The sequence below is a fragment of the Luteithermobacter gelatinilyticus genome, assembly GCF_005849285.1.
Classification (GTDB): domain Bacteria; phylum Pseudomonadota; class Alphaproteobacteria; order Sphingomonadales; family Emcibacteraceae; genus Luteithermobacter; species Luteithermobacter gelatinilyticus.
This window is the reverse complement of the sequence record NZ_CP040517.1, coordinates 1,771,990-1,798,205: the sequence shown is the minus strand read 5'-3', so window position 1 is coordinate 1,798,205 and position 26,216 is coordinate 1,771,990. Positions and strand designations below refer to the sequence as shown.

The 26,216-nt window shown below is 53.3% G+C and carries 23 protein-coding genes and 2 tRNA genes; all 25 read left to right on the top strand.

Features of this window, described 5'->3' with window-relative positions; genetic code table 11:
• Positions 1–96 precede the first annotated feature (96 nt).
• Positions 97–1,698, top strand: a complete 1,602-nt coding sequence (tig, locus tag FE788_RS08130; protein ID WP_138380163.1) for a trigger factor — start codon at positions 97–99, stop codon at positions 1,696–1,698.
• Positions 1,699–1,861: 163 nt separating this feature from the next.
• Complete coding sequence (gene clpP, locus FE788_RS08125; protein WP_138380162.1) at positions 1,862–2,491, top strand: ATP-dependent Clp endopeptidase proteolytic subunit ClpP; 630 nt, start codon at positions 1,862–1,864, stop codon at positions 2,489–2,491.
• A gap of 495 nt (positions 2,492–2,986) precedes the next feature.
• On the top strand, positions 2,987–4,255 hold the full coding sequence (gene clpX / locus FE788_RS08120; protein WP_138380161.1) for an ATP-dependent Clp protease ATP-binding subunit ClpX: 1,269 nt from the start codon (positions 2,987–2,989) through the stop codon (positions 4,253–4,255).
• A 223-nt stretch (positions 4,256–4,478) separates the two neighbouring features.
• The gene (lon, locus tag FE788_RS08115) at positions 4,479–6,872 is read left to right on the top strand and encodes an endopeptidase La (RefSeq protein ID WP_138380160.1); all 2,394 of its coding nucleotides are present in this window, start codon (positions 4,479–4,481) and stop codon (positions 6,870–6,872) included.
• 266 nt (positions 6,873–7,138) lie between these two features.
• Entirely contained in the window at positions 7,139–7,414 is a 276-nt protein-coding gene (locus FE788_RS08110) for an HU family DNA-binding protein (protein WP_138381336.1), read from the top strand.
• Between the two features lie 127 nt (positions 7,415–7,541).
• Positions 7,542–7,617, top strand: a tRNA-Val gene (locus tag FE788_RS08105).
• Positions 7,618–7,726: 109 nt separating this feature from the next.
• Positions 7,727–7,803 (top strand) — tRNA-Asp (locus FE788_RS08100).
• Between the two features lie 497 nt (positions 7,804–8,300).
• Positions 8,301–8,666 carry an NADH-quinone oxidoreductase subunit A gene (locus tag FE788_RS08095; RefSeq protein ID WP_138380159.1) on the top strand — a complete coding sequence of 122 codons (366 nt, stop codon included), beginning with the start codon at positions 8,301–8,303 and terminating at the stop codon, positions 8,664–8,666.
• A gap of 2 nt (positions 8,667–8,668) precedes the next feature.
• Positions 8,669–9,238: a NuoB/complex I 20 kDa subunit family protein gene (locus tag FE788_RS08090; RefSeq protein ID WP_210413824.1), complete on the top strand. Its 570-nt coding sequence runs from the start codon at positions 8,669–8,671 to the stop codon at positions 9,236–9,238.
• A 21-nt stretch (positions 9,239–9,259) separates the two neighbouring features.
• Positions 9,260–9,898 carry an NADH-quinone oxidoreductase subunit C gene (locus tag FE788_RS08085; protein ID WP_138381335.1) on the top strand — a complete coding sequence of 213 codons (639 nt, stop codon included), beginning with the start codon at positions 9,260–9,262 and terminating at the stop codon, positions 9,896–9,898.
• Positions 9,898–11,076: an NADH-quinone oxidoreductase subunit D gene (locus tag FE788_RS08080; RefSeq protein ID WP_138380157.1), complete on the top strand. Its 1,179-nt coding sequence runs from the start codon at positions 9,898–9,900 to the stop codon at positions 11,074–11,076. The genes FE788_RS08085 and FE788_RS08080 overlap by 1 nt, the downstream gene beginning before the upstream one ends.
• Positions 11,073–11,708: an NADH-quinone oxidoreductase subunit NuoE gene (gene nuoE, locus FE788_RS08075; RefSeq protein WP_138380156.1), complete on the top strand. Its 636-nt coding sequence runs from the start codon at positions 11,073–11,075 to the stop codon at positions 11,706–11,708. Before FE788_RS08080 ends, nuoE begins: the two co-directional genes overlap by 4 nt.
• Positions 11,708–12,985: an NADH-quinone oxidoreductase subunit NuoF gene (nuoF, locus tag FE788_RS08070; protein WP_138380155.1), complete on the top strand. Its 1,278-nt coding sequence runs from the start codon at positions 11,708–11,710 to the stop codon at positions 12,983–12,985. Before nuoE ends, nuoF begins: the two co-directional genes overlap by 1 nt.
• A 9-nt stretch (positions 12,986–12,994) precedes the next feature.
• Positions 12,995–15,055 carry an NADH-quinone oxidoreductase subunit NuoG gene (nuoG, locus tag FE788_RS08065; RefSeq protein WP_138380154.1) on the top strand — a complete coding sequence of 687 codons (2,061 nt, stop codon included), beginning with the start codon at positions 12,995–12,997 and terminating at the stop codon, positions 15,053–15,055.
• A complete protein-coding gene (gene nuoH, locus FE788_RS08060; RefSeq protein ID WP_138380153.1) occupies positions 15,048–16,100 on the top strand; it encodes an NADH-quinone oxidoreductase subunit NuoH in 1,053 nt (350 codons plus the stop codon). The genes nuoG and nuoH overlap by 8 nt, the downstream gene beginning before the upstream one ends.
• Before the next feature lie 15 nt (positions 16,101–16,115).
• The gene (gene nuoI, locus FE788_RS08055) at positions 16,116–16,604 is read left to right on the top strand and encodes an NADH-quinone oxidoreductase subunit NuoI (RefSeq protein ID WP_138380152.1); all 489 of its coding nucleotides are present in this window, start codon (positions 16,116–16,118) and stop codon (positions 16,602–16,604) included.
• A gap of 9 nt (positions 16,605–16,613) precedes the next feature.
• Positions 16,614–17,225 (top strand): NADH-quinone oxidoreductase subunit J, encoded by a 612-nt coding sequence (locus FE788_RS08050; RefSeq protein WP_138380151.1) that lies wholly within the window; start codon positions 16,614–16,616, stop codon positions 17,223–17,225.
• Positions 17,226–17,240: 15 nt separating this feature from the next.
• Positions 17,241–17,549, top strand: a complete 309-nt coding sequence (nuoK, locus tag FE788_RS08045) for an NADH-quinone oxidoreductase subunit NuoK (RefSeq protein WP_138380150.1) — start codon at positions 17,241–17,243, stop codon at positions 17,547–17,549.
• Positions 17,550–17,554: 5 nt separating this feature from the next.
• A complete protein-coding gene (nuoL, locus tag FE788_RS08040) occupies positions 17,555–19,480 on the top strand; it encodes an NADH-quinone oxidoreductase subunit L (RefSeq protein ID WP_138380149.1) in 1,926 nt (641 codons plus the stop codon).
• A gap of 3 nt (positions 19,481–19,483) precedes the next feature.
• The gene (locus tag FE788_RS08035; RefSeq protein ID WP_138380148.1) at positions 19,484–20,992 is read left to right on the top strand and encodes an NADH-quinone oxidoreductase subunit M; all 1,509 of its coding nucleotides are present in this window, start codon (positions 19,484–19,486) and stop codon (positions 20,990–20,992) included.
• Between the two features lie 19 nt (positions 20,993–21,011).
• Positions 21,012–22,481, top strand: a complete 1,470-nt coding sequence (gene nuoN, locus FE788_RS08030; RefSeq protein ID WP_138380147.1) for an NADH-quinone oxidoreductase subunit NuoN — start codon at positions 21,012–21,014, stop codon at positions 22,479–22,481.
• A gap of 45 nt (positions 22,482–22,526) precedes the next feature.
• Positions 22,527–23,282, top strand: coding sequence for a biotin--[acetyl-CoA-carboxylase] ligase (locus FE788_RS08025; protein ID WP_138380146.1), 756 nt, complete (start codon positions 22,527–22,529; stop codon positions 23,280–23,282).
• 11 nt (positions 23,283–23,293) lie between these two features.
• Positions 23,294–24,088, top strand: coding sequence for a type III pantothenate kinase (locus FE788_RS08020; protein ID WP_138380145.1), 795 nt, complete (start codon positions 23,294–23,296; stop codon positions 24,086–24,088).
• Between the two features lie 2 nt (positions 24,089–24,090).
• Complete coding sequence (locus tag FE788_RS08015) at positions 24,091–25,770, top strand: ribonuclease J (protein ID WP_138380144.1); 1,680 nt, start codon at positions 24,091–24,093, stop codon at positions 25,768–25,770.
• Between the two features lie 36 nt (positions 25,771–25,806).
• On the top strand, positions 25,807–26,211 hold the full coding sequence (gene mce, locus FE788_RS08010) for a methylmalonyl-CoA epimerase (RefSeq protein ID WP_138380143.1): 405 nt from the start codon (positions 25,807–25,809) through the stop codon (positions 26,209–26,211).
• The last annotated feature ends 5 nt before the right edge of the window (positions 26,212–26,216 follow it).

Genomic DNA, 26,216 nt, shown 5'->3' with positions numbered 1-26,216 from the left:
AGCGTCTGGATTCTTTTGAAAACAGAGGTGAATAGAGTTTAATATCAGGCTGTCGGCGCAGCCCAGGATCAACATCTAAATGAAACAGAGCGATCAATGCAGGTAACGGAAACACACTCAGAAGGTTTGAAGCGCGGGTTCAAGGTCGTTATTTCGGCGCAGGACATCGATGCAAAGGTTGACGCGGAACTGGAAAAGGTTCGCGCCAACATCAAAATGCCGGGATTCCGCCCGGGCAAAGCACCTCTTTCGCTGCTGAAAAAGCTTCATGGCAAAAATATGATGGGACAGGTTCTGGAAGAAACCATCCACAGTACCTCCCAGGAAGTTCTGGAAGAAAGAAAGCTGCGCCCGGCCATGCAGCCGAAAATCGAGATCGACGAATCTTATGATGTGGGCAAGGATCTGGAATATGCGATGGAGGTGGAAATCGTTCCCGAATTCTCCATTCCCGATCTGACCAAGCTGAAGCTGGAAAAACTGGTGGCGGAGCCGGAAGAAGAACAGGTTCAGACCGCTCTGGAAGGTATTGCCAGCCAGCAGAAAAACTATAAAAAAGCTGCCAAAACCTATAAAGCCAAAGAAGGCGACGCTGTTGTCATCGACTTTGTCGGCAAGATTGATGGTGAAGCTTTTGACGGTGGCAGCGGTGAAGGACATCAGCTCGTGCTGGGCTCCAACACCTTCATCCCGGGATTTGAAGAGCAGCTTATCGGTGTTAAGGCCGGGGATAAAAAGGACGTGAATGTCACGTTTCCGGAAAATTATCATGCCGAACACCTGAAAGGCAAAGCGGCTGTCTTCGAAGTAACCGTTCAGGAAGTTCAGAAACCGGAAGACGCCAAACTGGATGACGAACTGGCTCAGAAACTGGGACTGGAAAATCTGGATGCACTCAAGGATGCCATTAAGAAGCAGCTCTCTGCTGAAACAGATAACCTGTCCCGCACATGCCTGAAGCGTTCGCTTCTGGATGCTTTGGCCGAACAGGTCTCCTTTGAGGTTCCGGCCGGGATGGTGGAGATGGAATTTGAACAGATCTGGAATCAGTTGAAAATGGATCTGTACCGCGACGCTGTCCAGGAAAACCCGGATCTGAAACCCGAAGAGGTGGAAGAGCCGGGAGACGATGTGAAAGAAGAATACAAAGCCATTGCCGAACGCCGTGTGCGGCTGGGGTTGCTGTTGTCTGAGATCGGTCAACAAAATGAGATTACGGTGACCCAGGACGAGGTAACCCGTCAGATCGCCCAGGAAGCCCAGCGTTTCCCGGGCCAGGAAAAACAGGTTTTTGAATTCTATCAGAAAAATCCCAATGCCTTGGCCCAGATCCGTGCACCGCTTTATGAAGAAAAGGTGGTGGACTTTATTCTTGAGCAGGCGGAAGTGTCTGAGAAGAAAGTTAGCCGGGATGACCTGATTGCCGCAATTGAGGCCGATGACGAAACTGCTGAGGCGGCCGCCAAGGCTAAGAAGAAGGCCGCCGCAAAGAAACCGGCCGCCAAAAAAGCCGCACCGAAGAAGGCTGCAGCGAAAAAGGCACCGGCCAAAGACGCTGCGGAGGATGGTGCGGAAGAAAAAGCACCGGCCAAGAAGGCTGCTGCAAAGAAACCGGCTGCGAAGAAAACCGCTGCTAAGAAAGCTCCAGCCAAAAAGGCTGCACCCAAGAAAACCGCAGCCAAAAAAGATGATGCCTGAGTGATTTCGGGCCTGACAGATATAGCGTTGCAAACGTCAGGAAAATATATTTAAAGTAATGAGGCGGGCGTCGGTCGCGATGCCCGCTTGTTTATCTGAGAAGTATGGATCTGAACCCGGTTGGGGTAGATCGGGCCTATTGATCAAAGCAAGGACGACCAATATGAGTGACATGCCAGAGACCTACATGAACACCCTGATTCCCATGGTGGTGGAGCAGACAAGCCGCGGGGAGCGTTCTTACGACATTTATTCCCGTCTTCTAAAAGAGAGAATCATTTTTCTGACGGGGCAGGTCAATGATGCTGTTGCAAGCCTGATTACGGCCCAGCTTCTGTTTCTTGAAGCCGAAAATCCCAAAAAGGATATTGCCTTCTATATTAATTCGCCGGGCGGTGTGGTGACCGCGGGGCTGGGGATTTATGACACGATGCAATATATCCGCCCCAAAGTGACAACGATTTGTATTGGCCAGGCCTGTTCCATGGGCTCTCTTCTGCTGGCGGCGGGAGAGCCGGGACAGCGGTTTGCGCTGCCCAATTCCCGGATCATGATTCATCAGCCTTCCGGCGGCGCCCAGGGGCAGGCGGCGGATATTGAAATTCAGGCTCGGGAGATTCTGGAACTGCGCAAACGACTGAATAATATTTATGTCAAACATACCGGTCAGCCGCTTGATGTGATTGAAACGGCAATGGATCGGGACAAATTCATGTCTCCCGAGGAGGCCCGGGAGTTTGGACTGATTGATCAGGTTTATGTCAAACGCGAGGATGTGCCCTCCGAAGACTGAGGGGGCGGTTCTCGGGGGCTGGGTCAAGCCTGAATCATGGACGGGTTTGGTTCGGTCTCGACAGGTTCTGGCACGGCCGTACGCCCGGTACGGCCTGTCCGGATTTCCTGTCTGGATTTCCTCGCCATAAGCGGGGGTGCCCTGGCAGAACGGTTTCCTCCCATCATATTTCATTATATTTTATTCCTGTTTTTCGCCGGGGCGAGAATGACTCGAGACAGATAATCGGTAAGTTGCCATTTCTGTTAATCAATTCTTTTCCACTTCCCCATTACACTGAATTTATCCATTGTAATGTGCAGAAAAAGCCTTAACTATAGGGAGCAGACCGCAATCTATTCTGTTTTATCTTAGCCGGCGTTAGGCTTGGCATTGAGATGATGGCGCAGAGGTCCGGCGGTGCAGGCGGATGGTGACAACGGGGCATAAAAGGTATTGAGATTTTGTACCCAGTCGGAGTAGCATATATCAGGAAGCTATTAGGAACAGGACCATATGACTAAAACAAATTCTGGCGAATCAAAAAGTACTCTTTATTGTTCTTTCTGCGGCAAAAGCCAGCATGAAGTCAAAAAGCTGATTGCCGGACCTACCGTGTTTATTTGCGACGAATGCGTCGAATTGTGCATGGATATTATCCGGGAAGAAAACAAGACGGCGCTGTCCAAATCCCGTGATGGTGTGCCGACACCGTTGGAAATTCTTTCCGTGCTTGATGATTATGTAATTGGCCAGGACCAGGCCAAGAAGGTTTTGTCTGTTGCGGTTCACAATCATTACAAAAGGCTGCAACATGCGGGCAGCAATAACGATGTGGAGCTGGCGAAATCAAATATTCTGCTGGTGGGGCCCACGGGATGTGGTAAAACATTGCTGGCCCAGACACTGGCCCGGATTATTGATGTGCCTTTCACCATGGCCGACGCCACGACCCTGACCGAAGCGGGGTATGTGGGTGAAGATGTGGAAAACATTATCCTGAAATTGCTGCAGGCCGCTGATTATAATGTGGAACGGGCCCAGCGCGGGATCGTCTATATTGACGAAGTGGATAAAATCAGCCGTAAATCCGACAACCCCTCCATTACCCGCGACGTGTCCGGCGAAGGGGTGCAGCAGGCCTTGCTGAAAATCATGGAAGGCACGGTCGCCAGCGTGCCGCCTCAGGGTGGGCGCAAACATCCGCAGCAGGAGTTCCTGCAGGTGGATACGACCAATATCCTGTTTATCTGTGGCGGGGCCTTTGCCGGACTGGACCGGATCATTGCCCAACGCCGTGAAGGAAAATCCATCGGCTTTGGGGCCAAGGTTAGCAGCGCCGAAGAGCAGAAAATCGGTGAATTGTTGATGGATCTGGAGCCTGAGGACCTGCTGAAATTCGGGCTCATTCCTGAATTTATTGGCCGGTTGCCGGTGCTGGCGACCCTGACGGATCTGGATGAAAATGCCTTGGTCGAAATCCTCAGCAAACCCAAAAATGCGCTTGTCAAACAATATCAGCGCCTGTTTGCCATGGAGGATGTCGAGCTGACCTTCACCGATGATGCGCTTTTGGCCATTGCCCGTCGGGCCATCGCCCGGAAAACGGGGGCGCGTGGTCTGCGGTCCATCATGGAAGATATTTTGCTGGATACCATGTTTGAATTGCCGGGCCTTGAAGGTGTCGAAGAAGTTGTGATCAACAGCGACGTGGTCGAAGGCAAAGGCAAACCGCTTTATATCTATACTGACAAGAAAAAAGAAGAAGTCGGGGCAGGGGCCTGAGGGGTTTTTGCCCGGACCTGTCGGTCCACGCCGACTCATGCCGGACTGTACCGGATGGGATGAGGCGTAAAGGGGGGCGATTGCTTGCGGGCGATAACACGCCAGGCCCCGCGTTCCGGCGCAGAAAAACCCGTTTCGCTCTTGAAACTTTCCTGGTTCGTTCTTACTTCCTGTGTATGAATTACACAGTTATATCTCAACTTAGCGAGTAGAATAGACGCCTATGAGCACTGTATTTCCGATTTTGCCTCTAAGAGACATTGTGGTGTTTCCACATATGATCGTGCCGCTGTTTGTCGGGCGCGAAAAATCTGTGCGAGCCCTTGAAAATGTCATGGAAGAGGATAAGCAGATTTTGTTGGTGTCCCAGAAAGACGCCAATCAGGACGATCCGGGGACCGAGGATATTTATCAGGTGGGGACATTAGCCAATGTCCTGCAACTGCTGAAGCTGCCTGATGGCACGGTCAAGGTTCTGGTGGAAGGAGACCGTCGTGCCCGTATTGTAAGATACCGGGATAATGACGCTTTTTTTGAAGCGGAAGTGGAAAATATTCCGACGGTCAGTGCGGAAAAGAATGAGGTCAAAGCTCTGGCCCGTTCCGTGGTTTCGCAATTTGATCAATACGTTAAACTGAACAAAAAAATTCCGCCCGAGGTGCTGGCCTCTGTAAAACAGGTAGAAGAACCGGAAAAGCTTGCGGATGTGGTCACATCTCATTTGTCGCTGAAGATTGCCGACAAACAGGAGCTTTTGGAAAACCCTGATGTGGAGCAGCGGCTCGAAAAGATTCTGGGGTATATGGAGGCGGAAATCGGCGTGATGCAGGTGGAGAAAAGGATTCGCCGTCGCGTCAAAAGCCAGATGGAAAAAACCCAGCGCGAATATTATCTGAATGAGCAGATGAAAGCCATTCAGCGGGAACTGGGGGAATCCGAAGACGGCCGTGATGAGCTGTCCGAGCTTGAAGAAAAAATCAAGAAAACCAAACTCAGCAAGGAAGCCCGCGAAAAAGCCAATGCGGAACTGAAAAAGCTGAAATCCATGAGCCCTATGTCCGCAGAGGCGACAGTGGTTCGTAACTATCTGGATTGGCTTCTGTCTTTGCCGTGGGGCAAAAAATCCAAAGTCAAAAGCGATCTCAAACAGGCTGAGGAGATTCTGAACAAGGATCATTATGGCCTTGAGAAGGTCAAGGAGCGTATCCTGGAATATCTGGCGGTTCAGCAACGGGCCAAGAAGCTTAAAGGGCCGATTCTGTGTCTGGTGGGGCCGCCGGGTGTCGGGAAAACGTCTCTTGGTAAGTCGATTGCCACGGCGACAGGGCGTAACTTTGTGCGCTTTTCTGTCGGCGGCGTGCGTGATGAGGCCGAAATTCGCGGGCATCGCCGGACTTATATCGGGTCCATGCCCGGCAAGATTATCCAGAACATGAAAAAAGCCGGATCGAGTAATCCGCTGTTTCTGCTCGATGAAATTGATAAGATGGGCGCTGATTATCGCGGTGATCCGGCGTCTGCCCTGCTTGAGGTTCTGGACCCGGAACAGAACAGCAAATTCAACGACCACTATCTTGAAGTGGATTATGACTTGTCCGATGTGATGTTTATCACCACGGCCAATACCCTGAACATGCCGCAGCCCTTGATGGACCGTATGGAGATTATTCGCCTGTCGGGATACACCGAGGATGAGAAGGTGGAAATCGCCAAACGGCATCTTGTGCCGAAGCAGCAGAAAGATCATGGTCTTAAAGAAAATGAATGGTCTATTTCCGAAGCGGCGCTGAGGGACCTGATCCGCTATTACACCCGCGAAGCCGGAGTGCGTAACCTGGAGCGTGAAATCGCCAATCTGGTGCGCAAGGCGGTGAAGGAAATCGTGATTGGCAAAAAGAAAAGCGTCCACATCACCGCCCGCAATCTGGAAAAATATGCCGGTGTGAAACGCTTCCGTTTCGGAGAACTGGAAGATACCGATATGGTCGGGGTGACCACCGGTCTTGCCTGGACAGAAGTGGGTGGGGATATCCTGGCCATCGAAGCGATTGTTTCACCGGGTAAAGGACGGACCACCATTACCGGAAAACTCGGCGATGTGATGCAGGAATCGATCCGCGCGGCCATGAGCTATGTTCGCTCCAAGGCTCTGGATTACGGCATCCAGCCGGGCACTTTTGACAAGACGGATATTCATATTCACGTGCCCGAAGGAGCCACCCCCAAGGATGGCCCGTCGGCCGGGGTGGCCATGATCACCTCTATCGTTTCAGTTCTGACCAACAATCCCGTGCGCCGGGATGTGGCCATGACTGGCGAAATCAGTCTGAGGGGCAGGGTGCTGCCCATTGGCGGACTGAAGGAAAAACTCCTTGCGGCGCTCAGAAGCGGGATCAAGAAGGTGCTGATCCCCATCGACAATGAAAAGGATCTGGCCGAAATTCCGGATAATGTGAAAAAGGGACTTGAAATCGTGCCGGTTTCCGCGGTGGGAGAAGTGCTGGAACATGCTCTGGTTTCCCCGCTTATTCCGCTTGATCCGGAAGATGTGGAACCGGTTGCGCCACTGGCTGAAAATGCCGACGATTCTGATTTTGAAGAGCGGGTGCGCCATTAAAACCGGGGCCGTTTTCGAGGGGCTGCAAAACTGAGTCCTGGCCAGTGAACCCTATGGATGGGACGATAGCCGTCTTTAAAACGTCCGGTTGTGGAAACCGGGCGTTTTTTATGGGCCGTAAAAGTTTTTTTCTGTCAATGTCAAGCAAACTTTATTGCAAAAAACCGCAGTTTTGGTGGGTTTTCCCTTTGACGGAACAAAAAATGCTGTCTAAACTGCAACCGCTTCATAACCAGTTCAAGTATACTCACAAAAAGGGGAAGATAGTGAATAAGAACGATCTTATCGCCAGCGTCGCTTCAGCCGCTAATATCTCTAAAGCAGATGCAGCACAGGCTGTGGACGGTGTTTTCAATGCTATTACTGAATCTCTGTCCTCTGGTGACGAAGTTCGCCTTGTAGGTTTTGGGACTTTCAGTGTCGCAGAACGTGCTGCGAGCGAGGGTCGTAACCCCCGCACAGGCGAAAAAATCCAGATTCCGGCTTCCAAACAGCCGAAATTCAAGGCAGGTAAAGCGCTTAAAGACGCTGTAAACAAGTAATTCTGCTTGTTTTTAAAGACGGTTGGCATTTTTTTTGCCAACCGTCTTTTTTATTCTTTACAAGTTTGTGAACAGGCGTTAGATATGCAGCCACACGGTGACAAGACGCCGTGATGAAGGAAAAAACGGGCGGTTAGCTCAGTTGGTAGAGCGCTTCGTTTACACCGAAGATGTCGGGAGTTCGAGTCTCTCACCGCCCACCATTCCTTCAAAGATTACAGCAACTTAGTTTGTTTGTTTTGTCGTGTAAAAAAACAAAAAAAGTTGCTTGACTTGATCGGGGTCATCCCCTAAATCAGTCGCACGCACCCGGGGGGTGTAGCTCAGTTGGTTAGAGCGCTGGCCTGTCACGCCAGAGGTCGCGGGTTCGAGCCCCGTCACTCCCGCCATAACTTCCTTATCTTCTTTTTTCTAGTCTTTTAAATTTATCTCCGTATTTCAGGAGCTTACCTTTTTTTCAGGATCCGTTTGCAGAAGCCCTGGTATAAAAGGCCACAAGGCGCATCGGTTTTGTGTTGTCTTTTAGAGTGAATTGTGAATAGGTTTCAGAAGGGGGGTGGGGGAATTTGGCAACGCGGATTATTTTGTTCCGACTCATGCGGGATCTGCGTTGTCTTGCGGGGGGTATTTTTATTTCCGATTTTACCAAAAAATTATTGGCAATTTCTCCTCTGAGAGTCTATTAACAGGCCCATAACGTTCACGTTGATCACAACGGGTGGTCGGCGGGGGATTTGGCGCAAAACAAGTTATATGTTTCATCTTGAACCTGACTGCGTTATGTATGTCCAAATCCTGCGAGGCGCCGGAATCTTTTAGGCAGTGGTTCTGGTGGATGGGTGGAAAACCTGCCTGAGGACTATAGTTATGAAAAGGTAGGGCACAGATGAACGAAATGCTGCTCGAATATCTTCCAATTCTTATTTTCTTTGTGATCGCCATTGTGCTGTCGGGAGTCTTTCTCACGCTTCCCATGCTGCTGGCCAAGCAAGCCCCCGATGCGGAAAAGCTTTCGGCCTATGAGTGTGGTTTTGAAGCCTTTGGCGACGCGCGCCGTCAGTTTGATGTGCGGTTTTATCTGGTCTCTATCCTTTTTATCATCTTTGACCTGGAAGTGGCCTTTCTCTTCCCCTGGGCCGTGGCGCTCGGACATATCGGCATTTTTGGATTTGTGTCCATGATGGTGTTCCTCGGTATTCTGACCATCGGTTTTATCTATGAGTGGAAGAAAGGGGCTCTGGAATGGGAGTAAACATGTCTCAGCAACTATCATCTCCGGGCTCTGCTGTGGGCTCAGCCGACCTCAAGGCGGAACTGGCCGGTCTTGAGCAGGATGCGTATTTTAAGTCCGTTTCCGATGAGCTGGCTGACAAGGGATTCGTCGTCACCTCGCTTGATGATGTGATTGCCTGGGCCCGAACCGGGTCCCTGTGGTGGATGACTTTTGGGCTGGCCTGCTGTGCTGTGGAAATGATGCATGCCAGCATGCCCCGGTATGATGTGGAACGGTTCGGCTTTGCCCCCCGGGCTTCACCGCGCCAGTCGGATGTGATGATCGTGGCCGGCACGCTGACCAACAAGATGGCCCCCGCCATGCGCAAGGTCTATGACCAGATGTCCGAACCCCGTTATGTAATTTCCATGGGTAGCTGTGCCAATGGCGGCGGTTATTATCACTATTCCTATTCGGTCGTGCGCGGCTGTGATCGTATTGTGCCGGTGGATGTTTATGTGCCGGGCTGTCCACCGACGGCCGAAGCGCTTCTGTACGGTATTCTGCAATTGCAGAAAAAAATCCGCCGTACGGCCTCCATTGATCGTTAAGGCGGGAGAGGCGATATGAGTATTGAAGAGACGCTCAAAGAGCTCGGCGAACATATTGCAGGGGCCCTGCCCAATGAAGTCACCGGTACGATTGTGGCTCTTGATGAACTCACACTTTTGGCGCGGGCGGACCAGATCGTCAAAGTGCTCACCTTTTTGCGGGATGATACCAACTGCAAGTTTACCCAACTGATTGATTTGTGTGGTGTGGATTATCCGCAGCGCGGCAAACGTTTCGATGTGGTGTATCATCTCCTGAGCATTACCCAGAATCAGCGCATCCGGGTCAAGGTGCAGACCGATGAAGAAACCCCCGTTCCCTCTGTGGTTGAGGTGTTTCCTTCCGCCGGCTGGTATGAGCGGGAGGCCTGGGACATGTACGGCATCATGTTTGACGGCAATCCGGATCTACGCCGTATCCTGACTGATTATGGATTTCAGGGATTCCCGCTGCGCAAGGATTTCCCGCTTACCGGTTATGTGGAACTGCGTTATAGCGAGGAAGAGAAACGTGTGGTGTATGAGCCGGTGAAGCTCGCGCAGGAATTTCGCAAATTCGATTTTATGAGTCCCTGGGAAGGGGCCAAATATATTCTGCCCGGAGATGAGAAGGCTGAAGGACAGGCTGCTGAGAAAGCCAAAGGGCAGGAGGGTAAGTGATGACCGAAGTTGATATCAAGAATTTCAACCTGAATTTCGGACCTCAGCACCCGGCAGCGCACGGTGTGCTGCGTCTGGTTCTGGAGCTTGACGGCGAGGTGGTGGAGCGCAGCGATCCTCATATCGGTCTGTTGCACCGTGGGACGGAAAAGCTGATCGAACACAAAACCTACTTGCAGGCGATCCCTTATTTTGACCGTCTTGATTATGTCTCGCCGATGAATCAGGAACACGCCTTTGTGCTGGCCATTGAAAAACTGCTCGGGCTGGAAGTGCCCAAACGTGGTCAGTATCTCAGGGTGATGTTTGCGGAAATTGGCCGGATCCTCAATCACATTCTGAATGTGACCACCCATGCCATGGATGTGGGGGCGCTGACCCCGATTCTGTGGTTGTTTGAGGAACGGGAAAAGCTGATGGAATTTTATGAGGCGGTTTGCGGGGCACGGCTGCACGCCAACTATTTCCGTCCTGGCGGCGTTCATCAGGATATGCCGGCCGGTCTGGCGGACAGGATCATGAAATTCTGTGAAGAGTATCCAAAGATCCTTGCGGAAATGGAGGTTCTGGTGGTGGAAAACCGGATCTTCAAGCAGCGCAATGTGGATATTGGTGTGGTCAGCGCAGAAGACGCCCAGGCCTGGGGCTTTTCCGGTCCCATGTTACGTGGCAGTGGTATCGCCTGGGATATTCGCAAGGCTGCGCCTTATGACTGTTACGATGAGCTGGATTTTGATGTGGTGATCGGCAAACATGGCGACTGTTATGACCGTTTCATCTTGCGGCTGGAAGAAATGCTGCAAAGTGTAAACATCATCAAACAGTGTCTTGAGAAAATGCCGGAGGGACCGGTCCTGTCGGAGAATCGAAAAGTAGCGCCGCCGCGCCGGGCGGAAATGAAAAATTCCATGGAAGCCCTGATTCATCACTTCAAGCTGTATACCGAAGGCTTCAAGGTGCCGGAAGGCGAAGTTTATGTTGCCGTGGAGGCTCCGAAAGGCGAGTTTGGCGTCTATTTGGTATCTGACGGATCTAATATGCCATATCGCTGTAAAATCCGGGCGCCGGGATTTGCCCACTTGCAGTCCATGGACCATCTTGCCAAGGGGCATATGCTGGCCGACGTTCCGGCCCTGATCGGGTCTTATGATATTGTGTTCGGAGAAATTGACCGATGAGCGTGAGTATCAAGCCAACAGAAAAGTTCGAGTTCACGCCGGAAAATCTGGAATGGGCGAAGAAACAGATTGCCAAATATCCTGAAGGCCGCCAGCAGAGCGCAGTAATGCCTCTGCTGCACAAGGCGCAGGAGCAGAATAACGGCTGGATTACCGTGCCGATCATGGAATATATCGCGGATATGCTGGACATGCCCTATATCCGGGTACATGAGGTGGCGACCTTTTATTCCATGTACAACCTGAAACCGGTGGGCAAACATGTGATCGAGGTATGCACCACGACCCCGTGCTGGCTCAGGGGGGCTGACGATGTGGTGGCCGCCTGCAAGGAAGAGCTGGGCATTGGATTTGGTGAAACTACGGAAGATGGTGAATTTACCCTTCTGGAAGTGGAATGCGCCGGGGCCTGTGTGAATGCGCCGGTGATGGCCTATGGCGGTGAATATTATGAAGACCTTGATGCCGACAGCACGAAACAGATTATCCGGGCCATCAAGGCGGGGGAAAAACCCAAGGCCGGGCCCCAGACGGCGCGGTTTACCTGCTGTCCCATGGGCGGGCCCACAACGTTGAAGGATTTTGCGAAGGATACAGCTTCCGGGGATGTCGGTAAAGGAGGTGAGGGATAATGCTTGCAGATAAGGATCGTATCTTCACCAATTTGTACGGTTTTCAGAGCTGGGGGCTTGAGGCTGCAAAGAAACGCGGCGATTGGGACGGTACCAAGGCGCTGATGGAAAAAGGCGGTGACTGGATTATTGAGGAAGTGAAAACGTCCGGTTTGCGCGGCCGGGGCGGGGCGGGCTTTCCCACGGGGCTGAAATGGTCCTTCATGCCCAAGGAAAGCGACGGCCGGCCGAATTACCTGGTGGTCAATGCAGACGAAGGCGAGCCGGGCACCTGCAAGGATCGGGAAATCATGCGCCATGATCCGCACAAGCTGATCGAAGGCTGCCTGCTGGCCGGTTTCGCCATGCGCGCTGTCGCAGCCTATATCTATATTCGTGGCGAATTTGTTCAGGAAGCCAAAGTTCTGGAAGCGGCCATTGAGGAAGCCTATGCGGCGGGGCTGATTGGCAAAAATGCCGCCGGTAGCGGTTATGATTTCGATATTTATGTGCACCGGGGGGCTGGAGCCTATATCTGCGGTGAGGAAACTGCGCTGATTGAAAGTCTGGAAGGCAAGAAAGGTCAACCGCGCCTCAAACCGCCATTCCCGGCCAATGTGGGGCTGTTTGGCTGCCCGACCACGGTGAATAATGTGGAATCCATTGCTGTAGTGCCCACTATTTTGCGTCGGGGCGGGGCCTGGTTTGCGGGACTGGGACGGGCGAATAATACTGGAACCAAGCTGTTCTGCATTTCAGGCCATGTGAACAACCCCTGCACGGTGGAAGAGGAAATGGGTATTCCCCTGAAGGAGCTGATCGAAAAACACTGCGGGGGCGTGCGCGGCGGCTGGGACAACCTGCTGGCGGTGATTCCGGGGGGATCCTCGGTTCCGGTGTTGCCCAAAAGCATCTGTGATGATGTGCGCATGGATTTTGACAGCCTGCGGGATGTGCAGTCCGGTCTTGGCACGGCGGCAGTGATTGTGATGGACAAGTCCACGGATATCGTCAAGGCCATTGCCCGGCTGTCCGCTTTTTACAAACATGAAAGCTGCGGCCAGTGTACGCCGTGTCGTGAAGGCACCGGCTGGATGTGGCGGGTCATGGAACGTCTGGTCACCGGCAATGCAGAACTGGAAGAGATTGACATGTTGCTGGATGTGACCAAACAAGTGGAAGGGCACACCATTTGTGCGCTGGGCGATGCCGCGGCTTGGCCGATCCAGGGCCTGATGCGTCATTTCCGCCCCGAGGTGGAACGCCGCATCCAAGAATATAAAAAACAGGCTGCGTAGGAGTAGGATATGCCAACGCTGACGATTGACGGAATTGAGGTAACTGTAGAAGACGGTATGACCGTCTTACAGGCCTGTGAGGCGGTCGGGATTGAAATTCCCCGTTTCTGTTACCATGAGCGATTGTCCATTGCCGGGAACTGCCGCATGTGCTTGGTGGAAATGGAAAAAGCACCCAAACCGATTGCGTCCTGCGCCATGCCCGCAGGTGATGGCATGGTGATCCGCACCAATACGCCAAAGGTGAAAAAAGCCCGCGAAGGGGTGATGGAATTCCTGCTTATTAATCATCCGCTGGATTGCCCGATCTGCGACCAGGGCGGGGAATGTGACCTACAGGACCAGGCAGTGGCTTATGGCATGGGGCAGAATCGCTTCCATGAAAACAAGCGGGCGGTTAAGGAAAAATACATGGGGCCGCTGATCAAGACGATCATGACCCGCTGTATTCACTGTACCCGGTGCGTGCGGTTTGCCGATGAAGTGGCCGGTGTTCCGGCTTTGGGCGCCGTGGGGCGGGGGGAGAATATGGAAATCACCACTTATCAGGAACAGGCGTTTGGTTCTGAACTGTCCGGCAATGTGGTGGATCTGTGCCCCGTGGGCGCATTGACCAGCAAACCCTATGCCTTCAAGGCCCGACCCTGGGAGCTGAAGCACACGGAAACCATCGACGTTCATGATGCCGTTGGCAGTAATATTCGGGCCGACAGCCGCGGACGGGAAGTGATGCGGATTTTGCCGCGTCTTCATGAAGATGTGAATGAGGAATGGATTTCCGACAAGACACGCCATGCCGTGGACGGTCTGAAAGCTCGCCGTCTGGACCGCCCTTATGTGCGTAAGGACGGCAGACTGGTGGAAGCCAGTTGGCAAGAGGCATTTGAGACCATTGCCCACAGGCTCAAAGGCCTTGATGGCAGCAAAATCGCCGGTATTGTTGGTGACCTTCAGGATGTGGAAAGCATGTATGCCCTTAAAGGTCTACTGACCTCTCTGGGGGCGACAAAACTTGAGTGCCGTCAGGATGGCGCCAAACTGCCCGCCGCGCCACGGGCGGCATATCTGTTCAATACGGGTATTGCCGGAATTGATGAGGCGGATGCCTGCCTGATCATCGGTAGTGACGTGCGCAAGGAAGCGCCGATTATCAATGCCCGTATTAGACGCCGGACCTATGATCCGCGATTCCGGATCGCAGCAGTGGGGCCGAAAGTTGATCTGACCTATAAGTTGGATCATCTGGGTGACAGCGCGGTTGTGCTCAACGATATCCTGTCCGGCAGCCATGATTTTGCAAAAGTTCTTGAAGCCGCCGAAAAACCCATATTGATTTTGGGACAGGGGGCGCTGGCCCGTGAAGACGGTGCTGCCATCCTCAAGACTGCGCGGGATATTGCCGAAAAATTCGGCATGATTCGCGACGACTGGAACGGCTTTAACGTACTGCATACGGCGGCGGCCCGGGTGGGGGGGCTGGATCTGGGCCTGACCAGTGAGGGCGGCATAGAGGCGATCTTCGATGGCGTGGAAAACGGGGATATCGAAGTGGTCTTCAACCTGGGCGCCGATGAGTTTGATTCAAGCCGTCTGGACAAGGCCTTTGTTATTTATCAGGGGAGCCACGGGGATGAAGGTGTGAAAAGCGCCGATGTGATTCTGCCGGGTGTGGCCTATACGGAAAAATCCGGTCTGTATGTGAATACAGAAGGCCGCGTGCAGATGGCGCTGAAGGTAATCTTTGGCCCCGGCGACGCACGAGAGGACTGGACAATCCTGCGGGCGCTGTCCGATGTACTGGGCAAAACCCTTCCCTTTGATACGCTGGGACAGCTTCGGGAAAAACTGTATGCCGACTACCCGCATTTCGCTGAACTGGACGTTAAACCGCAAAGCTCCTGGGGTGAGTTCGGCACAGCGGGAGACATTCTGGATCAGCCCTTTGTCTATCCGGTAACCGACTTTTATCTGACCAATCCGATCGCCCGCGCTTCCCGGATCATGGAAGAATGCAGCGCGATTTTTAATGGCCATACTGAAGCTGAGGAGGCGACAGGAACCCATGGGTGATTTATTTCAATATCTGCTCGGTGTTTCGCTGAATTCAGGGCTGGTTTACACCCTGAACATTATCGGCTGGATTCTGCTGATTGTTTTGCCGCTGCTGTTATGTGTGGCCATGAGCGTTTATGTGGACCGTAAGGTCTGGGCCGCCATGCAGTTACGCCGGGGCCCTAATGTGGTGGGCCCTTTCGGGCTTTTGCAGTCCTTTGCTGACGGCCTGAAGCTGTTTCTTAAGGAAACGATCATTCCGGCCGGTGCCAACCGGGGCATCTTCTTGTTGGCGCCGTGTTTGACCTTTATTCTGGCCCTGGTGGGCTGGGCGGTCATTCCGTGGAGTGCGGAAATGGTGCTGGCCAACATCAATGTGGGTGTGCTTTACCTGTTTGCTATTTCTTCATTGGGCGTATATGGCATCATCATGTCCGGCTGGGCCAGTAACTCGCGTTATGCCTTTCTCGGCTCGTTGCGGTCTGCGGCGCAGATGGTGTCTTATGAAGTCTCGATCGGCTTTGTGCTGGTGACGGTGCTGATGGTGGTGCAAAGCCTCAATCTGGTAGACATTGTGGAAGCCCAGCGCAACACCTTTCTTGGAGTGAACGGTTTCTGGTTGTCGCCGCTGTTTCCCATGTTTGTGATTTTCTTTATTTCTGCACTGGCGGAAACCAACCGGCCGCCCTTTGACCTGCCCGAAGCGGAAGCGGAACTGGTGGCGGGGTATCAGGTGGAATATTCCTCCATGGCCTTTGCCCTGTTTTTCCTTGGGGAATATGCCAACATCCTGTTGATGTGCGCCATGACCAGCATTTTGTTTTTTGGCGGGTATTTGCCGCCTTTTGACTGGGCGCCGTTGTATTACATTCCGGGGCCGATCTGGCTGTTTGCAAAGATCTGGTTTTTCTTCTTTGTCTTTGCCTGGGTCAAGGCGACGGTTCCGCGTTATCGTTATGACCAGTTGATGCGTCTGGGATGGAAGGTGTTTCTGCCGATTTCGTTACTGTGGGTATTTTTGACAGGCCTCTACTTGCTTGCCTTTACGGACAAGATTGGCTAGGAGACGGGTGATATTATGGCGTTTCTAGATCACGCAGCACGCACATTTCTGTTGAGCGAATTCTGCTCAGCAATGTGGTTGACGTTAAAATATATGTTCCGCAAGAAAGCGACCATTAACTATCCATTCGAAAAAGGTCCGCTGAGTCCGCGTTTCCGTGGCGAACATGCCTTGCGGCGCTATCCCAATGGGGAGGAACGCTGCATCGCCTGTAAACTGTGCGAGGCGATCTGCCCGGCGTTGGCGATTACCATTGAATCGGAACCCCGTGAAGACGGCAGCCGCCGTACGACCCGCTATGACATTGACATGACCAAATGTATCTATTGCGGGTACTGTCAGGAAGCCTGCCCGGTGGACGCCATTGTGGAAGGGCCGAATTTCGAATTCGCCACGGAAACCCGCGAGGAGCTGATGTATGACAAGGAAAAGCTTTTGGCCAACGGGGAACGCTGGGAACGCGAAATTGCCAAGAATATCGAACTCGACGCTCCATACCGGTAAGGAAAGACCATGATCGTTACAATCTGTTTTTATATCTTTGCCACGATTACGGTGTTGTCCGGCCTAATGGTGATCTCCAGCCGTAATCCCGTTCATTCGGTGCTTTTCCTGATCCTGGCGTTTTTTAATTCGGCGGCCTTATTCCTACTGCTGGGTGCCGAATTCCTTGCCATGATTTTGGTGATCGTCTATGTGGGCGCCGTGGCGGTATTGTTCCTGTTTGTGGTGATGATGCTGGATATTGATTTTGTGGAACTGCGTAAAGGATTCCAGTCTTATCTGCCGATCGGGGCGACCATCGGCCTTATTCTGCTGGCGGAGATTGCCCTCGTGGTGGCCGGCTGGCAGTTTTCGGACAACATGACCACTCTTTCTGCGACGCAGGCCCCGATTACGGAGGAGGTCAGCAACACTGTCGCCATGGGGCGCCTTTTGTATACGGATTATATCTTCTTGTTCCAGATGGCGGGCATGATTCTGCTTGTGGCCATGATTGGCGCTATTGTGCTCACGCACCGCAAGCGGCCCGGCGTCAAAAAGCAGAATATTTCCGAACAGGTGCGTCGCCGTCGCAGCGATGCCTATGAAATCGTAAAAGTCAAACCCGGTCAGGGCGCTTAGATAAGGGGTAGAAGTATGGAAATCGGATTAGCACATTACCTGACCGTTGCTGCCATTTTGTTTACCCTTGGTATCTTCGGTATTTTCCTGAACAGAAAGAATGTCATTATCATTCTGATGTCCGTCGAGCTGATGCTGCTGGCGGTCAACATCAACCTGGTGGCGTTTTCGGCCTATATGGGGGATATGATGGGCCAGGTCTTCGCCATGTTCATCCTGACCGTGGCGGCCGGTGAAGCCGCCATTGGCCTTGCCATTCTGGTGATTTATTTCCGCAACCGCGGCACCATCGCCGTGGAAGACATCCATCTGATGAAAGGATAATAAGAATGTATCAGGCAATTGTCTTCCTGCCCCTGCTTGGGGCGATTATCGCCGGTTTTTTCGGCAAGCAGATCGGTGACCGGGGGGCGCAAATTGTCACCTGCAGTTTTCTGGTGATTTCCGCGCTGCTCAGCTGGATCGCCTTTGGCCAGGTGGCGCTGGGTCATCAGGAGGCGTATGTGACCGTGCTGAACTGGATTTCGTCCGGGGATCTGCAACTGGACTGGGCGTTCCGGATCGACACACTGACGGCTGTGATGCTGGTAGTGGTCACGACAGTGTCGGCGCTGGTGCATATTTATTCTGTGGGCTATATGAGCCATGATCCGCACATTCCGCGCTTCATGTCTTATCTGTCCCTGTTCACTTTCGCCATGTTGATGCTGGTGACGGCGGATAACTTCCTGCAGCTGTTTTTTGGCTGGGAAGGTGTTGGCTTGGCCTCTTATCTGCTGATCGGTTTCTGGTACAAAAAACCGTCCGCCAATGCGGCTGCCATCAAGGCATTTGTGGTGAACCGGGTCGGCGACTTCGGCTTCGCCCTTGGCATTGTTGCCATTTTCATGGCATTTGGCAGCCTGGATTTCACGACGGTATTTTCCTCCGTGCCCGACTATACGGACAACGTCATTTATTTCCTGGGCATGGAGCTTGATCTGATCACCACCATTTCCATTCTGCTGTTTATTGGCGCGATGGGCAAATCGGCACAGCTGGGGCTACATACCTGGCTGCCGGATGCCATGGAGGGCCCGACACCGGTGTCCGCCTTGATCCATGCGGCAACCATGGTGACCGCAGGCGTGTTTATGGTGGCGCGTTGCTCCCCGATTTTTGAATACAGCCCGGATGCCCTAGCCTTTGTGACATTTATCGGTGCGTCCACGGCGATTTTCGCTGCGACCATCGGTGTGGCCCAGAATGACATCAAGCGAGTGATCGCCTATTCCACCTGTTCCCAGCTGGGATACATGTTTTTCGCGCTTGGGGTATCGGCTTACGGCGCGGCGATTTTCCATCTGTTTACCCATGCCTTTTTCAAGGCGCTTCTGTTCCTGGGATCTGGGTCGGTGATCCATGCCATGAGCGATGAACAGGACATGCGCAAAATGGGAGGGCTGTGGAAGAAGATCCCGATTACGTTTGCCATGATGACCATTGGTACCCTGGCATTGACCGGTTTCCCGTTCTTCGCGGGGTATTATTCCAAAGACATGATCATTGAATCCGCCTTTGCGTCTTCGGCTAGCATGAGCGATTATGCTTTTGCCATGGGGGTTTTGGCGGCGCTGTTTACCAGCTTCTACAGCTGGCGGCTGGTGTTCATGACGTTCTTTGGGGAAAGCCGCGCCAGCAAGAAGGTGCAGGATCATGTGCATGAAAGTCCGCAGGTAATGCTGATTCCGCTCTACCTGTTGGCGGTTGGTGCCATTGCCTCTGGCTTTGTCTTCAGTGAATATTTCACCGGCCATCATTATGAGGACTTCTGGGGCACGTCGCTTAAGGTTTTGGGGGACAATGTCATGGAAGCGGCACATCATGTGCCGGCTTGGGTGGTCTGGTCACCGTTCATTGCCATGGTTACCGGTTTTGCCGTCGCATTTTATAGCTATATTCTGGCGCCGGAAACGCCGGCGGCGGCGGCCCGGACCTTCAAATATCTTTACAATCTGTTCCTCAACAAATGGTATGTGGATGAAATCTATGATTTTCTTTTTGTCCGACCGGCAAAGCGCTTAGGTGCGTTTCTGTGGAAAAAAGGAGATCTGGGAACCATCGACCGTTACGGTCCTGATGGGGTGTCCGCGACCGTTGTTGCACTAGCCCGGAAGTTCAGGGAAATGCAAACCGGATATCTGTATCATTATGCTTTTGCCATGCTGATCGGCGTGGCGGCCTTCACAACCTGGTTTATCGTGGGGGGGAATTAAATCATGGAACATTTTCCTTTCCTCTCGGCCATTACCTTTTTGCCGCTTGTCGGAGTGCTGTTTATTCTGCTGATCCGCGGCGAAGAAGAAATCGTTGCGCGCAACACCAAAAATGCGGCGCTGTTGACCACGCTGGCCACCTTCGTCTTTTCGCTGGTGCTGTGGTTCGGGTTTGACAAAACCGATCCGGGGTTCCAGTTCGAGGAAAAGGCTGAATGGTTGGGCGGCGGTATCAGTTACCATATGGGCGTGGATGGCATTTCAGTGCTGTTTGTGCTGCTGACCACGCTGATCATGCCGCTGTGTATCCTGGCAAGCTGGGATTCAGTCAAGGTGCGCATCAAAGAATATATGATCAGCTTCCTGGTCCTTGAGACCCTTATGCTGGGTGTGTTCTGCTCCCTGGACATTGTTCTGTTTTATCTGTTTTTCGAGGGCGGCCTGATCCCCATGTTCCTGATCATTGGCATCTGGGGCGGCAAGGAACGTGTTTATGCCTCATACAAGCTGTTCCTGTATACGCTGCTGGGGTCAGTGCTGATGCTGCTGGCGTTGTTGTATATGTATCTTGAGGCCGGCACCACGGACATTCCAGCGCTGATGGAATATAATTTTGCGGTGGACGCCCAGACCTGGCTGTGGTTGGCATTTTTCGCCTCTTTTGCGGTCAAGGTTCCCATGTGGCCGGTTCATACCTGGTTGCCGGATGCCCACGTTCAGGCGCCTACGGCCGGTTCTGTGATCCTGGCGGGTATTCTGCTGAAAATGGGCGGGTACGGGTTCCTGCGGTTCAGCCTGCCCATGTTCCCGGTGGCCAGCGAAGAACTCGCGTGGCTGGTCTATACGCTGTCCTGTGTGGCGGTCGTCTACACCTCGCTGGTGGCGTTGATGCAGGAAGATATGAAAAAGCTGATCGCCTATTCCTCGGTGGCGCATATGGCCTATGTGACGCTGGGGATCTTTGCCTTTAACACGCAAGGCATCGAGGGCGCGATTATTGTCATGCTGGCCCACGGGTTTGTGTCCAGCGCCTTGTTCCTGTGTGTCGGGGTGATTTATGACCGTATGCATACAAGGGAAATTGCCCGTTATGGCGGGTTGGTCAATAACATGCCGAAATATGCCCTGGTCTTCATGTTTTTCACCATGGCGTCCGTGGGCTTGCCGGGGACGGCCAATTTCGTCGGTGAGATCCTGGTGCTGGCGGGGCTGTTCAAAGTTAATGTCTGGGCCACTTTCTTTGCCGCAACAGGTCTGATCCTTGGGGCTGCCTATATGCTGTGGCTGTACCGGCGTGTGGTATTTGGGGATCTGGTGAAAGAGGAGCTTAAGGCATTGCGGGACATGACCCCCAGGGAAGTTCTGGTCTTTGCACCATTGGTGATCTTTACCCTGTGGATGGGGATTTATCCGTCCTCTTTCTTGGATTTTGTCCATGTGTCCGTTGAGCATCTGATCCAGAATCATGAAACTGCCATGAACGCCTTCAGGCTGGCTGAGGCTGCGCGTTAAGGAAAAGAGAGAAGAAGAAATGACACAAACAATGCTTCCTGATCTTGCTCCCGCCATGGGGGAAATCCTGCTGGCCCTCGGCGCTATGGCGCTGTTGATGCTAGGCGTGTTTCGGGGCAACCGGTCCACGGGCCTGGTGTCTTGGCTTGCTGTGGCTGTGATGATGGTAACGCTGTTCTTTGTCCTGGGCAACGGGGAAGGGCGCGCCCTGACATTTGCCCAGATGTTTGTGGTGGACGGCTTTACCGGTTTTATGAAGGGGCTGGTGTTGCTGGCCGCCATTCTGGCGGTGATCATGTCCCTGCAATATTTCCGTGAGCTGAAGGAGGAACGTTTTGAAGTTCCCATCCTGATGATGCTTGCGACTCTTGGCATGCTGGTGATGGTTTCGGCCAATGATTTGATTTCGCTGTATATGGGGCTGGAGTTGCAGTCCTTGAGTCTTTATGTGCTGAGCGCCGTTCGTCGGGATTCAGAACGGTCCACCGAATCCGGCCTGAAATATTTTGTGCTCGGCGCCTTGTCTTCTGGCATGCTGCTTTATGGCAGTTCCCTGGTCTACGGCTTTGTGGGCAGCACCAATTTCATGACGGTGGCCGAGGCGCTGACTCAGACGACGGCCCATGCGGCACAGGACAGCACAATCGGTGCCATTGTCGGGCTGGTGTTTGTTCTGGCGGGATTGGCGTTCAAGGTCTCTGCGGTACCGTTCCATATGTGGACCCCGGACGTTTATGAAGGCGCCCCGACGCCGATTACCTCATTCTTCAGCGTGGCGCCAAAAGTGGCGGCCATGGCTCTGCTGGTGCGGGTTCTGTTTGTTCCGTTCGGGGCGCTGGAAGACTCCTGGCACCAGATCCTGGTCTTCATGGCCATTGCCTCCATGATTCTGGGATCCACGGCGGCCATTGTGCAGACCAACATCAAGCGTCTGATGGCCTATTCTTCCATTGGTCATGTGGGGTTTGCCCTGGTGGGTCTGGCTTCCGGCACGCAAGAAGGCATTAGCGGTCTGATCATTTACATGACCATTTATCTGGTGATGAATATCGGCACCTTTGGTGTGATACTGTCCATGCGGCGCAAGGACGGCATGGTCGAGGACATCGCCGATCTTTCCGGCATGGCGCAGACCCGGCCGGGCATGGCGGCTGTGCTGGCCATTCTTATGTTTTCCCTTGCGGGGATTCCGCCGCTGGCCGGGTTCTGGGGCAAGTTTTATGTTTTTGCCGCTGCCATTCATGCCGACCTGTATGGCCTTGCCGTGATCGGGGTGCTGGCCAGTGTGATTGGCGCCTATTATTACCTGCGCATTGTCAAGGTGATGTATTTCGACAAACCGGTGGAAGCGTTCCTGCCGCAACAGTCCCTTGAAATGCGTCTGGTGATGGGGGTTTCAGCTGCCCTGGTGCTGGTTTTTGTTCTGCCGCAGGTTTCAACGCCAATCCTTGAAGGTGCGCAGGCTGCGGCAAGGGCGCTGTTGTCATGATGTTTTTCATGGCCTGAGCCGATGACGATAAAAACACACATTTCAATGCCTGAGGGTTACGGCCTTCAGGCATTTGACGTTTTGGACAGCACCAATGAAGAAGCCAAACGACAGGCCACTGCGGGGGCAACGCCGCCGTTATGGATTATGGCGCGGGAACAGTCTTCGGGCCGTGGCCGTCGAGGACGGGAATGGGTTTCTGAACGGGGAAATCTGTTTTGTTCCCTGTTGTTGAAAGGGGAAGGTGACGTCGTGACATCATCACAACTGTCTTTTGTCGCGGCCCTTGCCGTTCGGGATGTGGTGGCGGATCTGGTGCAGTCCGACAGTCGGGCCAGATGCAAATGGCCCAATGATGTGCTGCTGGACGGCCGGAAAGTTTCCGGGATCCTGCTGGAATCCCAGGCCGCAGCGGCGAAAGGTTCATCCGTGCCGGAATTTGTGATTATCGGCATTGGTGTCAACCTTGCTTCGCACCCGCAAAAGGCCCTCTATCCGGCGACCAGCCTGAATATGGCGGCAGGGATGAACGTCACGTCCGAACAGGCTCTGGAGCTTCTGGCGTCTTCTATGGCCTACTGGATCGGGCGCTGGAAAGGCGATGGCTTTTCCGTTATCCGCACAGCGTGGCTGGACAAGGCAGAGGGGCTTGGGCAAAACATCACGGTTCGCCTGCCGCAGGAGGAATTTACCGGAAGATTTATTGACCTTGATGTTACCGGCGGGTTAAAAGTTGAAACAGATACGGGCCAGAGAATAATCACCGCCGGTGATGTTTTTTTCGCTCCCAGATCATCCTAGAGGGATCAGACATGCTGCTTGCCATTGATGCGGGGAATACCAATATCGTTTTTGCGCTCCATGACGGTAAGGAACTGCGCCACAAATGGCGTATTTCCAGTTCCGCGAGCCGCACGGCCGATGAATATATGGTCTGGCTGGCACAGCTTATGAATCTGGAAAATGTGGATCCGGGTCGCATTAATGGAGCCATTATCGCGACGGTGGTGCCCCAGGCGCTATTTCCGCTGCAGCTGTTGTGTCGGCGGTATTTTAACTGTACGGCGCTGGTGGTGGGCGAAGATGGCGTGGAGCTTGGCATTAAGGTCAAGCTGGACAATCCCCGGGAAGTAGGCGCGGACCGGCTGGTGAATGCTGTGGCGGCGCAAAGGCTTTATGGTGGCCCGATGATCATTATTGATTTCGGTACGGCGACCACTTTCGACGTGATTGACGAACATGGAAACTATCATGGCGGGGTGATTTCACCGGGAGTGAACCTTTCGGTGGAAGCACTGCATATGGCGGCGGCCAAATTGCCGCGTATTGCCGTCGAACGACCGCCGCAGGTGATCGGCACCGGGACCATCAGCGCCATGCAGTCGGGGATCTTTTGGGGCTATGTGGGACTGATTGAGGGGATTGTGGCCCGCATTCAGGCGGAATTTCGTCAAACAGAGACGGCAAAACCGATGAAGGTGTTGGCAACTGGCGGGCTGGCGCCGCTGTTCAGTGACGCCACCGACATTATTGAAATTGTCGATCAGGAATTGACCACACGTGGGCTTTTTGAGATTTATGTGCGCAACTCAAAATCCAAAATGTGATCATGGCTAAATCAAAACATACTCCCGAGCTTCATTTTCTGCCTTTGGGCGGATCTGGTGAGATTGGTATGAATCTCAATCTTTACGCCTATGGTCCGCTGGGGGATCAGGACTGGCTGATGGTGGATTGTGGCATTTCCTTCGCGGATATTTATCTGCCGGGGATTGATCTGATTATGCCGGATGTCAGCTTTATTGAAAAACGCCGGGACCGTCTTCTGGGACTGGTCATTACCCATGCCCATGAGGATCATGTTGGGGCTGTGGCTTATCTCTGGCCGCAACTTCAATGCCCGATTTACGCCACTCCCTTTACCGCCCGGATTTTGCAGGGGAAATTGCAGGAGCTGGGGCTGGAGAAAGAGGCCGTAGTCCATGAGGTGCCCTTGGGCGGAAGAATAGAGCTTGGCCCTTTCAGCATCGAGATGGTGGCGCTTACCCATTCCATTCTGGAGCCAAATGCCCTGCGGATCAAAACGCCGCTGGGCAGTGTGTTTCATACCGGAGACTGGAAACTGGATCCGGACCCGCTGATCGGTGATCCTGTGGATCACAAAGCAATGAAGCGGATGGGGGACGAGGGCGTGTTGGCCTTGGTCTGTGATTCGACCAATGTCTTCAATACACAACCCACAGGATCGGAAAAGGCGGTGCGAGAGAGCCTGATCCGCCTGCTTTCAGATAAAAAGGGCAAGGTTTTCTGCACCACTTTTGCCTCCAATGTGGTCCGGGTGGAAACACTGGCCCGGGTGGCCGAAGCCGGTCAACGCCATCTTTGTCTTGTGGGGCGGTCGCTGAAACGTTATGTGGCCGCTGCGCGGGAAGTTGGGTATCTGAAGGATTTCCCACCGGTGATTGATGAAGAGGAAGCTGGTTATCTGCCTGATGACAAGGTGTTGTATATTTGCACTGGCTGTCAGGGAGAGGCACGGGCGGCAATGATGCGTATTGCTCAGGACACCAATCGCCATATTGCATTGAATGCGGGGGATACGGTGGTCTTTTCCTCCAAAATTATCCCGGGCAACGAGCTGGTGCTGGGACGGCTGCATAATCTGTTGGTCGAAAAGGGCGCAGAGGTGATCACGGAAAAGGATGCTTTTGTGCATGTGTCCGGTCATCCGGGACAGCAGGAACTGACCCAAATGTATCGCTGGATTCGTCCCGAAATCGCCGTGCCGGTGCATGGGGAACTGCGCCATCTGACCCGTCAGGCGGAACTGGCCCGGGATCTTGGCGTCGGGCAGGTGGTGGTGCCGCGCAATGGCGCGTTAATTCGGCTGGCGCCGGGTGAAGCTGCAATCATTGATGAGGTGGAACATGGCCGGGTGGCGCTGGATGGTCAGTTTCTGATTTCCGACGAGGATGAGGCCATCGTGACCCGACGGCGGCTGATGTATAATGGGGGTCTGGTTGTGTCTGTGGTTCTGGACCGGAACCTGGAACTGGCCTGTGTGCCCGAAATCACCATTCTGGGGCTGGCGGATGAGGGGGACGGGGGGCTGGAACGGCAGATACGCCGCAATGTGGAGGACGTTTTGAACAGGCTTCCTGCCCGGGCTCTGAAGGATGACAGTTTTCTGAAGGAAGAAGTGAGAATTGCCGCCCGCCGGGCCGCGAAAACATATACCGAACGCGAAACAGGCCCTGTCACCGTGGTCAGCCTGTCGCGTCTGAAATGACGAAAAAGAAACATCGTGCAATTGGGAGAAATAACAATGATTGGAAAACTGAACCATGTGGCTATTGCCGTGCCGGACCTTGATGCAGCGACAACCTTGTATCGGGATACGCTCGGGGCAAAGGTTTCAGAAGCCGTGGATCAGCCGGATCACGGCGTAACCACGGTTTTTGTGGAACTGCCCAATACCAAGATCGAACTGTTGTATCCTTTGGGCGAAAACTCCCCCATTGCAGGTTTCTTGGCCAAAAATCAGGCCGGCGGCATTCATCATGTCTGTTACGAGGTTGAAGACATCAGGGCGGCGGCAGAGAAGCTGAAAGCGGACGGGATGCGTATTTTGGGGGATGGTGAACCCAAGATTGGTGCCCATGGTAAGCCGGTGCTTTTTTTGCATCCCAAGGATTTCTGTGGCACGCTGGTGGAACTGGAAGAGGTTTGAGGTCA